Origin of the sequence: Brevibacterium sp. 50QC2O2, from assembly GCF_024580675.1 — a bacterium.
In the GTDB taxonomy this organism is placed as follows: domain Bacteria; phylum Actinomycetota; class Actinomycetes; order Actinomycetales; family Brevibacteriaceae; genus Brevibacterium; species Brevibacterium moorei.
Genome location: NZ_JANIJZ010000005.1, coordinates 51,511 through 66,305, shown reverse-complemented (window position 1 = coordinate 66,305; position 14,795 = coordinate 51,511). Strand labels below are relative to the sequence as shown.

The 14,795-nt window shown below is 63.5% G+C and carries 11 protein-coding genes; all 11 read right to left on the bottom strand.

The genetic code is table 11. The features are described 5' to 3' along the window. Positions 1-5: 5 nt before the first annotated feature. The gene (locus NQ038_RS05760) at positions 6-800 is read right to left on the bottom strand and encodes an ABC transporter ATP-binding protein (RefSeq protein ID WP_257062037.1); all 795 of its coding nucleotides are present in this window, start codon (positions 798-800) and stop codon (positions 6-8) included. Continuing rightward, positions 797-2,509, bottom strand: a complete 1,713-nt coding sequence (locus NQ038_RS05755; protein ID WP_257062036.1) for a dipeptide/oligopeptide/nickel ABC transporter permease/ATP-binding protein — start codon at positions 2,507-2,509, stop codon at positions 797-799. The genes NQ038_RS05760 and NQ038_RS05755 overlap by 4 nt, the downstream gene beginning before the upstream one ends. Further along, positions 2,502-3,518: an ABC transporter permease gene (locus tag NQ038_RS05750; RefSeq protein WP_257062035.1), complete on the bottom strand. Its 1,017-nt coding sequence runs from the start codon at positions 3,516-3,518 to the stop codon at positions 2,502-2,504. The genes NQ038_RS05755 and NQ038_RS05750 overlap by 8 nt, the downstream gene beginning before the upstream one ends. A gap of 17 nt (positions 3,519-3,535) precedes the next feature. Continuing rightward, positions 3,536-5,089 (bottom strand): ABC transporter substrate-binding protein, encoded by a 1,554-nt coding sequence (locus tag NQ038_RS05745; RefSeq protein WP_257062034.1) that lies wholly within the window; start codon positions 5,087-5,089, stop codon positions 3,536-3,538. An 11-nt stretch (positions 5,090-5,100) separates the two neighbouring features. Further along, positions 5,101-6,657, bottom strand: a complete 1,557-nt coding sequence (locus NQ038_RS05740; RefSeq protein ID WP_257062033.1) for an ABC transporter substrate-binding protein — start codon at positions 6,655-6,657, stop codon at positions 5,101-5,103. 26 nt (positions 6,658-6,683) lie between these two features. Then, a complete protein-coding gene (locus NQ038_RS05735; protein ID WP_257062032.1) occupies positions 6,684-8,237 on the bottom strand; it encodes an ABC transporter substrate-binding protein in 1,554 nt (517 codons plus the stop codon). Positions 8,238-8,248: 11 nt separating this feature from the next. Further along, positions 8,249-9,826 carry an ABC transporter substrate-binding protein gene (locus NQ038_RS05730; protein ID WP_257062031.1) on the bottom strand — a complete coding sequence of 526 codons (1,578 nt, stop codon included), beginning with the start codon at positions 9,824-9,826 and terminating at the stop codon, positions 8,249-8,251. Positions 9,827-10,015: 189 nt separating this feature from the next. Further along, positions 10,016-11,581 carry an ABC transporter substrate-binding protein gene (locus NQ038_RS05725; protein ID WP_257062029.1) on the bottom strand — a complete coding sequence of 522 codons (1,566 nt, stop codon included), beginning with the start codon at positions 11,579-11,581 and terminating at the stop codon, positions 10,016-10,018. A gap of 14 nt (positions 11,582-11,595) precedes the next feature. Beyond that, positions 11,596-13,164, bottom strand: a complete 1,569-nt coding sequence (locus tag NQ038_RS05720) for an ABC transporter substrate-binding protein (RefSeq protein ID WP_257062028.1) — start codon at positions 13,162-13,164, stop codon at positions 11,596-11,598. A gap of 117 nt (positions 13,165-13,281) precedes the next feature. Beyond that, positions 13,282-13,524 (bottom strand): hypothetical protein, encoded by a 243-nt coding sequence (locus NQ038_RS05715; protein WP_257062027.1) that lies wholly within the window; start codon positions 13,522-13,524, stop codon positions 13,282-13,284. A gap of 377 nt (positions 13,525-13,901) precedes the next feature. Next, positions 13,902-14,687 carry an acetoin reductase gene (locus tag NQ038_RS05710; RefSeq protein WP_257062026.1) on the bottom strand — a complete coding sequence of 262 codons (786 nt, stop codon included), beginning with the start codon at positions 14,685-14,687 and terminating at the stop codon, positions 13,902-13,904. Positions 14,688-14,795: the final 108 nt, after the last annotated feature.

Sequence of the window (14,795 nt, the reverse complement as noted above, 5' to 3'; positions counted from 1 at the left end):
CTTCCCTAAGCAGTGAGTTCCAATGAGAATCCGGGTCCACCCGGCACCGAGTCCAGCAGCTGCTGGGTGTACTCGGACTGCGGCGCGGCGAACACCTCGCTGATCGGACCGGCCTCCTCGATGTGGCCGCCCTGCATCACCACCACGTCATCGCACACGGCCTGGGCGACCGCCAGGTTGTGGGTGATGAACAGCATCGAATAGTCCAGTTTGGCGCGCAGTTCGGCCAGCAGCTTGATCACACCGGCCTGCACGGAAACGTCCAGGGCCGAGGTGATCTCGTCGGCCACGTACAGGTCCGGTGAGACCAGTAGGGCCCGGGCGATGGCGATGCGCTGGCGCTGACCACCGGAGAACTCGTGCGGATAACGGTCCAGGGTGTCGGGCCCCAGCTCCATCAACGCCAGGGTCTGGGCCATCGCATCCCGGCTCTTGGCCACACTGGTGTTCTTCGGATCGTGGGCCTCGGCCAGGGTCTGGGCGATGGTCCGGCGCGGATTGAGTGAGGAATACGGGTCCTGCGGAATGTATTGCACCGTGCGGTACAGGGCGTGCCGGTCGGCCCGCGACAGGTGGTCCATATCGAAGCCCGTGGTGTGGATCGACCCGCCGGAGATCTTGTTCATCCCGACGATCGCCTTGGCCAGGGTCGACTTGCCCGAACCCGATTCGCCCACCAGCGCGATGACGCGTCCGGCCGGCACGGTCACCGACACGTCGTGGAGCACGTGAACGGGTCCGAAGTGCAGGTCGACGTTCTTGCATTCGACCAGGTTCTGGCGTGCTGCCGTATCGCTCATCGCACGTCCTCCGTATTCTGAGTGCCGACGGTCAGGGTGGGCACCGCGTCCAACAGTTTCTTCGTGTAGGGGTGTTTGACATCGCGCTCGCGCAGCTGCTGCGGTGTCATCTCCTCGACGATCGCGCCCTTCTCCATCACCAGCACGCGATCGCACAGTTCCTCGACCACGCCGATGTCGTGGGAGATGAACAGCACCGAGGTCCCGTATTCGTGACGCAGCCGCACGAACTGCTTGAGCACATCCTTCTGCACCGTCACGTCCAATGCCGTGGTCGGTTCGTCGGCGATCAGCAGCTTCGGCTCGGTCGTCAGCGCCGAACCGATGAGTGCGCGCTGTCGCAGACCGCCGGAGAGTTCGTGCGGGAACTGGTGCATCCGCTGTTCCGGATTGCCGATCCCGATCTCGCGCAGGCGTTCGGCCACGGTCTTACGCGCCTGGGACTTGGACTGGCCCACATGCTGGGTCAACACCTCGGTCAGCTGCGAACCCATCCGCAAAGCGGGACTGAAGGTGGTCGCCGGGTCCTGGTAGATGATGCCGATCTGCTTGGCCAGTTCCCCACGGGGCGCATTGCCCTGCATGTCCAGCCCGCCGACGCGCACCTCGGCCGCATCGACCTGCAGTTCGCGCGGCAGCAGACCCGCCACCGTCATCGCGGTCACGGACTTGCCGGAACCGGATTCGCCCACGATGCCCAGGATCTCGCCGGGGCCGATGTCCAGGCTGATGCCCTGCACCAGCGGCACCAGGCCGTCCTCGGACTGCCGGGAGACCGTCAGGTCGCGCACGGACACGATGGCGTCGGCCGGACCGGTGGCGCCCTTGCGCTTCTTACCGAACAACCAGCGCGAGGTCGAACGCGGGTTCGCGCGCGCCGCCAGGCCGTCGCCGATCAGCATCGCGGCCACACTGGCCAGCACAATGCCGACCACGGGACCCACGGCCTCGATCGGGTTGGTGTAGAGCGATTCGAGCGAATCGTTCAACAGTGCACCCAGATCGTAGGTCGGAGCCTGCACGCCCAGTCCCACGAAGGACAGGGCGGAGATCTCCACCAGGGTGGCGGCGAAAATCGTGGTGGCCAGCACCAGCAGGGGTTCGCTCATCGCCGGGATCATATGGCGGGTGGCCAGTTTGAACGGTGACACACCCAGGTATTTCGCGGCCGTGAAATATTCGCTGTTGGACACCTGCTGGGCCAGGTTCGCCGTGACACGGGCGAACCCGGGGATACCTGCGATACCCATCGCGACGACCGCGGTGGGGGCGCTGGGCAGCAGGATCGCGGCGATCACCAGGGCTGTGATCAGCGTCGGATAGGCCACTGCCGTTTCCAGCACGCGCAACGACCATTCGCGGACGCGCCGCGGAGCCAGCCAGATCCCGATGCCGATCGCCAGACCGACGATCACGGAGATGGCGGCGGCGGCGATCGTCATGAACAGGGTCAGACGCAGGCCCACGATAATGCGGGAGAAGTTGTCCTGACCGAAGTCGTTGGTGCCCAACCAGTGTTCGCCCGACGGCTCCAGCGCCAGGTTGTCGGTCAGGGTATTGGCGTCCTTGGTCACGAAGATCGGGCCGATCAACGCGATCAGGATCAGGATCCCCATCATCACCAGGCCGACGATCAGGCCGGTCGGCAGTTTCTTCTTCGTCTTCTTCGGCGCCGCGACGGGAGCAGCGGACGTCATTGCCTCAGTCATTCTGGCCTCCGGTCAGATTGCGCGGGTCGATCAATGCCAGCACCACGTCGACGATCAGGATCAACAGGGTCGCCAGCGTGCCCAACAGCAGGATGATGCCACGCACCACCGGGTAGTCACGGGCGATGATCGCATCCACCACGCCCTTGCCCAGGCCGGGCCAGGCGAAGACGGTTTCGATGACCACCGCACCGCCCAACATGCCGGCCAGGATCAGACCGGACAGGGTCAGCGTGGTCGTCAGCAGGTTCGGCACCACATAGCGCCGGTAGACCCGCAGCGAGGGCAGACGCCAACCGCGTGCCGTGCGCACATAGTCCATCTCCAGAATCGTCGCGGCCTCGCGGCGGACCACGCGGGCGATCACGCACGTGGGCCCGGACATGATAGCCAGGATCGGCAGGATCATCGAGCTCAGGCTCTCCGCACCATTGGCCGGCAGCCACCCGAAGTGGATGCCGATGACGTAGATGAGCAGGGTCGCCAGTACGTAGTTCGGAACCGCGTAAACCAGGCTGGTGCCCAGGTTGAACAGGTGGTCCAGCCAGTTGTTGCGCTTCCCGCGGGTCAGCACCGCGGTCCCCAGGCCCACCACGATGCCGATGACCAGGACGAACACGATGGCGATCAGGGCGATTTCAGCGGTGAATGGCAAGCGGGTCATCACCACGGTGGTGACCGGCTGCCCGGAGGCGAAGGAATTGCCCAGGTTCAAGGTCAGCACGCCCACCAGGTAGTGCCAGAACTGGACGATCAGTGGGTCCTCCAGACCCAGTTCCACCCTGACCTGGTCGATCTCCACCTGGGTCGCGCCCTCACCTGCGACGACCACTGCCGGGTCACCGGGCAACAGGGGCACGATAATGAAGGTCACCAGGATCATGATGACCAGGGACAACACCAGTCCACCCAACCGGCGGATGATGAAGTTCACCCAGGGGTGGGTGGCTTTTTTGCGGGGCCTGGAGCGTGCGGCGCCCGGCCGGTGTGCTGCGGTTACGGCAGTCATATCAATTGCTCACCCCGTCAGTTCTTGATGTACATGGCAATGGTCGGAGCCCCGCCGTTGATCTGCGGAGCTGCGAACCCCTCTTTGGCGGTCGCCTGGGTCATAATCGCCGACAGCGGCACTACGATCGCGTCTTGGTCGAGCTTCTCCTGGGCCCGCTGGTAGATCTTGCAGCGCGCGTCCTTGTCCGTGGTGGCCATGGCCTTCAGGTTGAGGTCGACGATCGACGTGTGTTCGTCACCGGACATATTGCGCCCACCGTCGTCGACGGTCGGGCCGGTGAAGTAATTCAGCCCACCGCCCATGGTGCGGCTGGGGTTCAGCGAGGCCATCACGGTGAGATCCCAGGTGTCCTTCTTCGTTTCCGTCGCCCAGGTGGTGTTGTCCAGGTTGCGCAGTTTGACCTTGGCACCGGCGGCTTCCAGGGCCTGGGCCACATAGGAGTTGCCGGCGCCATTGGGGCCGGCAGCCAGGGTGCCGACCATCCGGATGGTCTTGCCCGCCAGCACCTTCTTCGCGGCCTCGGCGTCCTGCTTGATGATCGAGGCGTCCGAGGTGGCGGCGCATTCGACGTCGTCGCTGGCGAAGCTGTTGAGCACCTTGGACAGGCCCCCGCCGATCGTCTGGTTGAAGGTCGTGCGGTTGAGCGCCTGAGCCACGGCAACGCGGGTCGCCTTGTCCGCCATCGGCTGGCCCTTGCGCTCGTTGAACATCGCGTACAGCGTCGCCGAGGCGTAACGGTTGGCCGCGTACTCGTCCTTGCCGTCGAAGCGCGACATGGCATCACCGCTGACCGCCGAGGCGTCGTAGGTGCCGGTCAGCAGGCCGTTGGCGATCGCGTTGTTGTCCGCGTTGATCGCGAAGTTGATCTTCTTCGCGTACTCTCCGTCTGGCTTCTCCTTGTATTCGGGGAAGGTGTAGCCGTCATCGCGCAGCGTGAACTCCAAGGACGCACCTGGCTTGTTGTCCGTCAGCGTGTAGGGGCCGGAGAAGGCCCCCTCGACCGTTCCCTTGGCCAGGCCCGCCGGGTCCTTCAGACCGGCCGGGCAGACGATGCCGGCCTCGTTCATGGTCAGACCGCGCGCGGAGTCCGACCAGCCCGTGGCCAGATCGACGGTCACCTTCTTGGCCGCGTCGTCGGCGGCGATTTTCGGTGTGGACGGGCCGAACACCAGAGACTTCTGCTGGGAGTTCTTCACGAAGTACTCCAACGAGTCCTTGACCACCGTGGCGGTGATTTCCGTTCCGTCCCCGCACTTCATGCCGTCGCGGATCGTGTACTCCTGGTGCTTCGGATCGTCGATCTTGAACTCACTGGCGATCCCGGGAACCAGGGTGTTGTTCTGATCCTGGTAGACCAGGGTGCCGTAGAGTAGGCCACCGGTCTGGTACGCCGAGGCTCCGGCGAACTTCGTCGGATCGAAGGTGTTGGGGTCGGCCAGAGTGGTGGTGCGGATCGTGTCCGTCTTCCCACCGGAGGAAGCGCCGCCGCCGGTCGTGCAGGCTGACAGTACCAGCGCCGCGGACGCGGCCGCGGCCAGGACTGCCAGGGCGAGTTGTTTACGTGCCATGGTTGGGCCTCTTAGTTCTTGATGTACATGGCAATGGTCGGCGCGGAGCCGTTGACCAGCGGAGCGGCGAAACCGGCACGGGTGGTCACCTGGGACATATTGGCCGCCATCGGAACCACATAGGCCTCCCGGTTCGCCACTTCCTGCACCTGCTTGTAGATCCCGCAGCGTGCGTCCTTGTCCGTTTCGGCCATGGCCTTGAGGTTCAGATCGACCAGTTCTTTGTGTTCGGCGCCGGATAGGTTACGTCCACCCTGGTCCTTGGGCAGGCCCGCGAAATAGTTCAGGCCACCGGCCATGGTGCGGCTGGGGTTCAACGAGGACATGACGGTTAAGTCCCAGGTGTCCTTACCTGTCTCCGTGGCCCAGGTGGTGTTGTCCAGGTTGCGCAGTTTGACCTTCGCGCCGGCGGCTTCCAGGGCCTGGGCCACATAGGAGTTACCTGCACCGTTCGGGCCGATGCCCAGGGTGCCGATCATCCGGATCGTCTTACCGGCCAGGACCTTCTTAGCGGCGGCCTCATCCTGTTTGATGATCGCGTCCGTGCCGCCGGCGAAGCATTCCACGTCCTCGGTCGCGAAGCTGTCGAGTACCTTGCCCTGCCCGCCACCGGCTGTCTGGTTGAAGGTCGTGCGGTTCATCGCCTGGGCGATCGCCTTACGCAGGGACTGATCGACCATCATATTGCCCTTCCGCTCATTGAACATGAGGTAGAGGCTCGTGTACATGTACTTCTCGGAGCCGAACTCGTCCTTGCCCTTGAAGCGATCCATCGCATCACCGCTGACATTGCTGACGTCGTAGGTGCCGGTCAGCAGGCCATTGGCGATCGCGTTCTGATCACTGTTGATCGCGAAGTTGATCTTCTTCGCCGGTTCCCCGTCTGGCTTCTCCTTGTATTCGGGGAAGGCATAGCCGTCCTCGCGCAGCGTGAAGCTGATCGAGGCGCCCGGCTTGTTCTCCGCGATCGTGTACGGACCGGAGAAGGCGCCCTCCACGGTGCCCTGGGCCATCCCCTTGGGATCTTCCAGCCCGGCGGGGCAGATGATGCCCGTTTCGTTCATGGTCAGGCCGCGACCGGTTCCCGCCCAGCCCGTGTCCAGATCTACTGTGACCTTCTTGGATGCGTCATCGGCGGTGATCGTGGGAGCCGAGGGCCCGAACACCAGTTCCTTCTGCTGGGAGTTCTTCACGAAGTACTCCAGCGAATTCTTCACCACCGTGGGAGTGATCTCCGTGCCGTCGCCACATTTCAGACCGTCGCGGATCGTGTATTCCTGGTGCTTCGGATCGTCGACCTTGAACTCGGAGGCGATTCCGGGGGCCAGGGTGTTGTTCTGGTCCTGGTAGACCAGGGTGCCGTAGAGCAGCGCACCGGTCTGGTAGGCCGATACTCCGGAGAAGTCCGCGGGGTCGAAGGTGTTGGGGTCGGCCACGGTGACGGTGCGGATCGTGTCCGTCTTGTCGCCGGAGGCCGAACCGCCTCCACCGGTGGTGCACCCGGTCAGGGCCAGTGTTGCGGCCGAGGCCGCGGCCAGGACTGCGAGGGCGAGTTGTTTGCGTGCCATGGTGATTCCTCGTTCTTTCGGGGATGTCAGTTCTTGATGTACATGGCGATCGTCGGGGCGGACCCGTTGATCAGGGGTGCGGCGAAACCGTCTTTAGCGGTGGTCTGGGCCATATTCGCCGACAGTGGGATGACGTAGGCGTCCTGGTTGAGCTTCTCCTGGACCTGCTTGTAAATCGTGCAGCGCGCGTCCTTGTCCGTGGTGGCCATGGCCTTGGCGTTGAGATCCACAATGTCCTGATGTTCGGTGCCGGCCATATTACGGCCACCGTCGTCCACGGTCTTACCCGTGAAGTAGTTCAGCCCGCCGCCGATCGTGCGGCTGGGGTTCAGGGAGGCCATCACGGTTAAGTCCCAGGTGTCCTTATCCGTTTCCGTGGCCCAACTGGTGTTGTCCAGGTTGCGCAGTTTCACCTTCGCGCCCGCGGCCTCCAGGGCCTGCGCGACATAGGAGTTACCCGCCCCGTTGGGGCCGGCGCCCAGGGTGCCGACCATCCGGATAGTCTTGCCGGCCAGGACCTTCTTCGCGGCTGCCGGATCCTTCTTGATCACGGAGTCCTCACTGGTGTCGACGCATTCCACATCGTCACTGGCGAAGCTGTTGAGCACCTTGCCCACGCCACCGCCGACGGCCTGGTTGAAGGTCGCCCGGTCCAGGGACTGGGCTACCGCCCGGCGGATCTTCTGATCGGTCATCAGATTGCCCTTGCGCTCATTGAACATGACGTACAGGGTCGAATTGGCGTACCGTTCGGCCGTGTAGTCGTCCTTGCCATCGAAGCGCTTCATCGCCTCGGTCGCCACCGAGGTGGCATCGTAGGTGCCGGTCAGCAAACCGTTGGCGACCGCGTTCTGGTCGCTGTTGACGGTGAAGACGATCTTCTTCGCGTAGTCCCCGTCCGGCTTTTCCCTGTATTCGGGGAAGGTGTAACCGTCCTCGCGCAGGGTGAATTCCAGGGAGGCGCCCGGCTTGTTGTCGGTGAGCGTATACGGTCCGGAGAAGGCACCTGCCACGGTCCCCTGGGCCATTCCGTCGGGGTCCTTCAGACCCGCGGGGCAGACGATCCCGGCCTCGTTCATGGTCAGGCCGCGGGCCGTGTCCGACCAGCCGGTGTCCAGGTCTACCGTGACCTTCCTGGTCGCGTCGTCGGCGGCGATCTTCGGTGTAGACGGTCCGAACACCAGGTCCTTCTGCTTGGAGCGCTTGACGAAGTTCTCCAGCGAATCCTTCACCACCGTGGCGGTGATCTCCGTTCCGTCACCGCATTTCAGGCCGTCGCGGATCGTGTATTCCTGGTGCTTGGGATCGTCGATCTTGAACTCGGAGGCGACACCGGGCACCAGGGTGTTGTTCTTGTCCTGGTAGACCAGCGTGCCGTAGAGCAGGCCGCCGGTCTGGTAGGCCGATACCCCGGAGAACTTGGTCGGGTCGAAGGTGTTGGGATCGGCCACCGTGGTGGTGCGGATCGTGTCGGTCTTCCCGCCGGAGGTACTGCCCCCGCCGGTGGTGCAGCCCGTCAGGGCCAGCGTGGTGGCCGAGGCAGCGGCCAGGGCTGCGAGGATGAGTTGTTTGCGTGCCATGGTGAAACCTCTCAGTTCTTGATGTACATGGCGATGGTGGGAACGCCACCGTTGATCCGCGGCGCGGCGAATCCGGCCCGGGCATTCGACTGGCTGGTCAGGGTGGACAGCGGGACGATGTCCGCGTCCTTGTTGACCTGTTCCTGCACCCGTTGGTAGATCGTGCAGCGCTCACCGGCGTCCGCGGTGTCCATCGCCTTGAGGTTGAGCGCCAGGATGTCCTGATGCGGATTGCCCGAGGAGTTTCGACCGCCGTCCTCCGTCGAGGTCCCCGTGAAGTAGTTCAGGCCACTGGAGATCGTGCGGCCCGGGTTCAGCGAGGCCATCACGGTGACGTCCCAGGAGTCCGCCTTCGACATCATGTCGGTCGACCACGTCGAGTTGTCCACATTGCGCAGTGAGACCTTGGCTCCGGCGGCCTCCAGGGCCTGGGCGACATAGGAGTTGCCCGCACCGTTGGGACCGGCGGACAGGGTGCCGATCAGGTTGATCTTCTGCCCGGCCAGCACCTTCTTGGCGGCTTCGACGTCCGGCTCGGCAATGGAGGCATCGTCCTTGATCACGCATTCCACGTCATCGCTGGCGAAGCTGTTGATGACATCGCCCAGCCCGCCGGAGACCGCCTGGTTGAAGGTCGTCCGGTTCAGCGCCTGGGCGAAGGCCCTGCGCTTGGCGGGGTCGGTGAACGGCATGCCCTTGCGTTCGTTGAACATGATGTAGAGCGTGGAGACCACATAGCGTTCGGTGGTGAAGTCGTCCTTGCCGTCGAAGCGCTTCATCGCCTCGCCGCTGACATTGGCGACATCGTCGGTGCCGGTCAGCAGGCCGTTGGCGATCGCGTTCTGGTCGTTGTTGACCGCGAAGTTGATCTTCTTGGCGTATTCGCCGTCCGGTTTCGTCTTGTATTCGGGGAAGGTGTAGCCGTCATCGCGGCGGGTCATCGTCAGCGAGGCGCCCGGCTTGTTCTCCGTGAGCGTGTACGGCCCGGAGAACGCGCCTTCGACGGTGCCCTGGGCCAGGCCCTTGGGGTCCTTGAGCCCGGCCGGGCAGATGATCCCGGTTTCGTTCATGGTCAGCCCGCGCCCCACCTCGGCCCAACCGGTTTCCAGGTCGACGGTGACCTTCTTGGCCGCGTCGTCGGCGGCGATCCTCGGTGCCGAGGGCCCGAACACCAGGGCCTTCTGCTGTGAGTTCTTCACGAAGTACTCCAGCGAGTTCTTCACCACGGTGGGTGTGATCGCGGTGCCGTCGGCACAGGTCAGCCCATCGCGGATGGTGAATTCCTGGTGTTTCGGGTCATCGATGTTGTATGCACTGGCGATGCCGGGCGCCAGGGTGTTGTCCTCGTCCTGGTAGACCAGGGTGCCGAACAACAGGGCGCCGGTCTGGTAGGCCGTGACCCCCGAGGCGATAGCCGGATCGAAGGAATTCGGATCCGCCACCGTGGTGGTGCGGATCGTATCCGTCTTGGCTCCCCCGGAGGCCTTCGACCCACCGGTGGTGCACCCGGTCAGGGCCAGGGCCGCGACGACTCCCGCCGCCAGCAATCCCCGTTTGAAGCGTGTCCTGTTGATCATCCGTGTGCTCACCGGTTTCCTCGTACCTGGTACGCGGCCGGTCACCGGATCACACACCATGAGGCGCGGGACCGTCCATGGTGCCTACCGCGAAGTCACACAAATCACTAAGAGTGATATGTGCAACATCTGACAGGACAATGATGTGCAATCATGACACGCATGTCAAAACGGAACGCAACATATGTTGCACCATGACGATCAGTCGGTGATCCGCATGGCCAGAGCCGGTACGCTGCCGTTGATCCGGGGCGAGGAGAACCCCTCCTCGGCCGTCACCTGGGTCATAATCGCCGACAGTGGGACGACCACCGCGTCCTTGTCGATATCGGCCTGGATCTCCCGGTAGATTCCGCATCGCTTGTCCGCGTCTCCGGTGGCCATGGCCTCCAGGTTCTTGTCCACGATCCCCTGGTGCGCGTCTCCGGTGACATTGCGGCCACCGTCGTCGACAGTGACCCCGGTGAACGGATTGAGCCCACCGGGCATCGTCCGGCTCAGGTTCAGATCGGACATCACCGTAACGTCCCAGGAGTCCTTCACGACCTCGGTCTCCCAGGTGGTGTTGTCGACCATTTTCGAGGACACCTTGGCCCCGACGGACTCCATCGCCTGGGCGACATAGGAACTACCGGCCCCATTGGGTCCGATGATCTGGTTGCCGATCGTGCGGATGGTCTTACCCGCCAATGCCTTCTTGGCCGCGGCCGGATCCGGCTTGATGATCGTGGAATCGTCGCCGGCGGCACATTCGACATCATCGGTTGCGAAACTGTTCAGCACCGGGCTCAGGCCCCCACCCACCGTCTGGGCGAAGGTCTTGCGGTTCATCGCCCGAGCGACGGCTACGCGCATATCCCGGTCCGCCATCATCGCGCCCTTGCGCTGGTTGAACACCAGGTAGAGAGTAGCGGCCGGATAACGATCGGTTGCGAAGCCGTCCTTACCGTCGAAGCGCTTCATCGGATCGCCGCTGACGGTGGCGACGTCGTAGGTGTCGCTGAGCAGACCGTTGACCACCGCGTTCTGGTCGCCATTGACGGTGTAGTCGATCTTCTTGGCCGGTCTGCCGGGTAGTTCGGCCGCGTATTCGGGGAAGACGTAGCCGTTATCGCGCAGGGTGAAGTTCACACTGGCCCCAGGTTTGTTCTCCGTGAGTGCGTACGGCCCGGAGAAGGCCCCTTCGACCGTGCCCTGCCCCAGCCCCTCCTTGTCCTTCAGTCCCGCAGGGCACACGATGCCGGCTTCGACCATCGACAGGCCCCGCGGCGCATTCGCCCACCCGGTCTGCAGGTCGACCGTGACCTTCTTGGTGGCGTCATCGGCCGTGAACGTCGGCATGGACGGGCCGAAGGCCAGGGACTTCTGGCGGGAGTTCTGTGCGAAGTTCTCCAGTGAGTCCTTGACGATCGTCGCGGTGATCGGTGTCCCGTCGGCGCAACTCAGGCCATCACGGATCGTGTACTCCTGGTGTTTGGGATCCGTAATATCGAACTCACCGGCGATCCCCGGCGCCAATGCGCCGTCCTCGTCCTGATAGACCAGGGTCCCGAACAGCAGCGAGGCCGCCTGGTATGCGGAGACGCCGGCCAGGCGCACCGGGTCGAAACTATTGGGATCGGCCAGCATCGCCGTGCGGATCGTATCGGTTTCACCCCCGGTACCCGAGGCCCCCGAGCCTCCCGTCGTGCAGGAGCTCAGGGCCAGCACCCCGGCGGCCACCGCGGCCATGGCCGCAACTGCGCGACCCGTCTTGTGCAATCGCATATATTCCGACTTCCCTACTCGGTGATCCGCATCGCCACCACCGGCACGGTGCCGTTGGCGCGGATCGATTTGAAGCCCTCGCGTGAGGTGATCTGAGTCGTCACCGCGGACAGCGGAATGACCACAGCGTCCCGGTTCAAGCTGTGCTGCATCTGTCCGTAGATCTTGCAGCGCTCGCCTGCATCGTCCGTGGCCATCCCGGCCAACTGCTGATCGACGATGTTCTGATGCACGGCACCGGTGATATTGCGCCCGCCGTCGTCGACGCTGAGCCCGACGAAGGGATTGAGTCCACCGGGCATGGTGCGGCTGAGGTTCAGTGAGGCCATTACCGTGACGTCCCACGAGTCCTTATAGGTTTCGGCGGCCCAGGTGGTGTTATCGGCGATCTTCACATCCACCTTGGCGCCGACGGCCTCCAGGGCTTGGGCGACATAGGAATTACCCGCACCGTTGGGTCCCACCGACTGGGTGCCGATCAGTCTGATCTTCTGCCCCGCCAGAACTTTCTTCGCCGCCGCATCGTCTTGTTTGATCACGGACGAATCATCGGTCACCGCGCATTCGACGTCATCGCTGACGAAACTGTTGAACACATCGCTGAGGCCACCACTGGTGGTCTGGGTGAAGGTCTTGCGGTTCAATGCCTGCGCGACCGCCACCCGATTCTCCTTCTTCGCCATCATTCGGCCCGGGCGCTCGTTGAACAGCACGAACAGGGTCGCCGAGGGGTAGCGTTCGGTCAGGAAACCGTCCTTGCCGTCGAAGCGCGTCATGGCCTCACCGCTGACATTCGCCACGTCATAGGTGCCGGTCAACAGGCCGTTGGCCACCGCGTTCTGATCGCCGTTGATCGCATAGTTGATCTTCTTCGGGGGCGTCCCCGCCAGTTCGTTCTTGTATTCGGGGAAGGTGTAGCCGTCCTCGCGCAGGGTGAATTCCAGAGCGGTACCCGGCTTATTGTCGGTGAGCGTGTACGGCCCGGAGAACGCTCCTTCGACCGTGCCCTGCGCCATTCCCTCCGGATCTTCAAGTCCTGCGGGGCACACGATCGCCGACTCCACCATGGTCAGTCCGCGGGCCGCATTGGCCCATCCGACGTCCAGGTCGACGCTGACCTTGCGCGTGTCATCGTCTGCGCTGATCTTCGGCGTCGACGGTCCGAAGGCCAGGAACTTCTGCCCGGACTTCGCGAAATGATCCAATGAGTTCTTGACCACCGTCGCGGTCAGAGGAGTCCCGTCCGCACAGGTCAGGCCCTCGCGGATCGTGTATTCCTGATGTTTCGGTTCACCGTTGAACTCGCTGGCGATACCAGGGGCCAGGGCATCATCCGGGTCCTGGTAGACCAGGGTGCCGTAGAGCAGTGAACCGCTCTGATAGGCGGACACCCCCGACACCTTCGTCGGATCGAAGGTATTGGGGTCGGCCAGCATGGCCGTGCGGATTGTATCGGTTTTGCCCGTCTTACCGGAGGCCCCTGAACCCGTCGTACAGGCGGACAGGCCAAGAGCCGTTGCGGTCAGGGCCGCGGTAAGACCGAACAGGGCACGGTGACCCCGGGAGACTGATTTCGACACCATCGATATTGCTCCTCACACCATTGTGAGTGACGTGTGTAACATCTGACGCACTCATCATGCGAGAGGCGATATCGCAGGTCAAGCGTTTTCCGGGCCTCGGCCCACACTGTAGGGACCCTATTCCTCGTTCGCCGGGCCCGGGCCCTTCTGCGTCTTCGGATCCGTCCACTGGTCCACACCGGAATCCGAAACGCGCGGCGGGTTGTCGTGCGCAACGGCTTCCTCGTTGATGATCAGGTGCGTGCCGTCGGGCTGGACGATGGCCTCGTCACCGTACCGCGCGGCCTCGGTCTGGGTCAGGTCCTGGGTTGCCTGGAAATCTGCTTCACTGCCACGGGCGATCGGCTGTTGCCGCGTCATGACTTGTACCTCCTCGTACGTGTTCATACGCCCATGGAACGCCTACCGACCCCGCAGAATTCCCGCAGGCCCGTATCGTTCAGCCCTATCTTCGCGCGCTCGTCACCCGGTTGCGCAGATTTCGTCCCCACGGTTTCGTCTGGGCGACCAGCTGATGAAGTCTTCCGGCCCATCCCGCTCTGTCAGTTTCCCTTGGCTGCAGGGCTTGAACTCGAAGGTCTCCGATCGATCGAGGCCTTGAGCGGCAGAATCAGACTCGGCGCGCACGGTGCCGAACAAGGGTTGGCTGGAGATTTTGCAGACATAGAACGGGTGCCCCGACCGGATTCCCGCTAGGGGAATCCGGTCGGGGCACCCGGCTACAGGATCGGCTGCGATCAGTTGTAGAGCATGCCGCCGTCGACCAGCAGGGTCTGGCCGGTGACGTAGTCGCCATTGTCGGAGGCGAAGAACGACACGACGCCCGCGACGTCCTCGGGGGTCTCGATACGACCCAGGGCGATGGCCTCGACGTTGTCCTTGAGGTTCTCGCCCTTGGCCTTGCCGTTGAGCTTGCCCATCTCCTCGTCGATGGTGTCCCACATTCCGGTGCCCACGATGCCAGGGGCCCAGGCGTTGACCGTGATGTTACGCGGGGCCAGTTCCTGTGCGGCGACCTGCGTAATACCGCGCACGGCGAACTTGCTGGCGGAGTAGGCACCCAGGATCGGGAAGCCCTTGATGCCGGCGATCGAGGAGGCGGAGATGATCTTGCCCTTCTCCTTGCCCAGTTCCTTGAACTTCGCGGAGGCGGCCTGGATGCCGTAGATGACGGAGAAGACGTTGATGTTGAAGATCTTCTCCAGGTCCTCGGTCGTGATGTCGTCGATCGGCTTGACCTGGACGATGCCGGCGTTGTTCGCGATGACATCGAAGCTGCCCAGCTGTTCGGCGGCCGCATCGACTGCGGCGAAGACCTGATCGCGCTTCGAGACATCGGCGGCGACCCAGATGGCCTTACGGCCCAGGTCCTCGATCTCCTTGACGACCGCGCGGCCCCTCTCCTCCTGGAAGGGGAGGTCGGCGACGGCGATATCGAAGCCGTCGGCGGCCAGCTTCAGCGCGATGCCGCGGCCAATGCCCTGACCTGCACCGGTGACGAGTGCAACCTTGTTTTCAGCCATGATGTTCTCAGACCTTTCAATCTGCTTCGTGCCTTGTGAGTACATGTTCTAAGACAAATCCGAACCGAAGAACATTCCCGCAGAATCAATCGGGAGTCCATCGTTTTC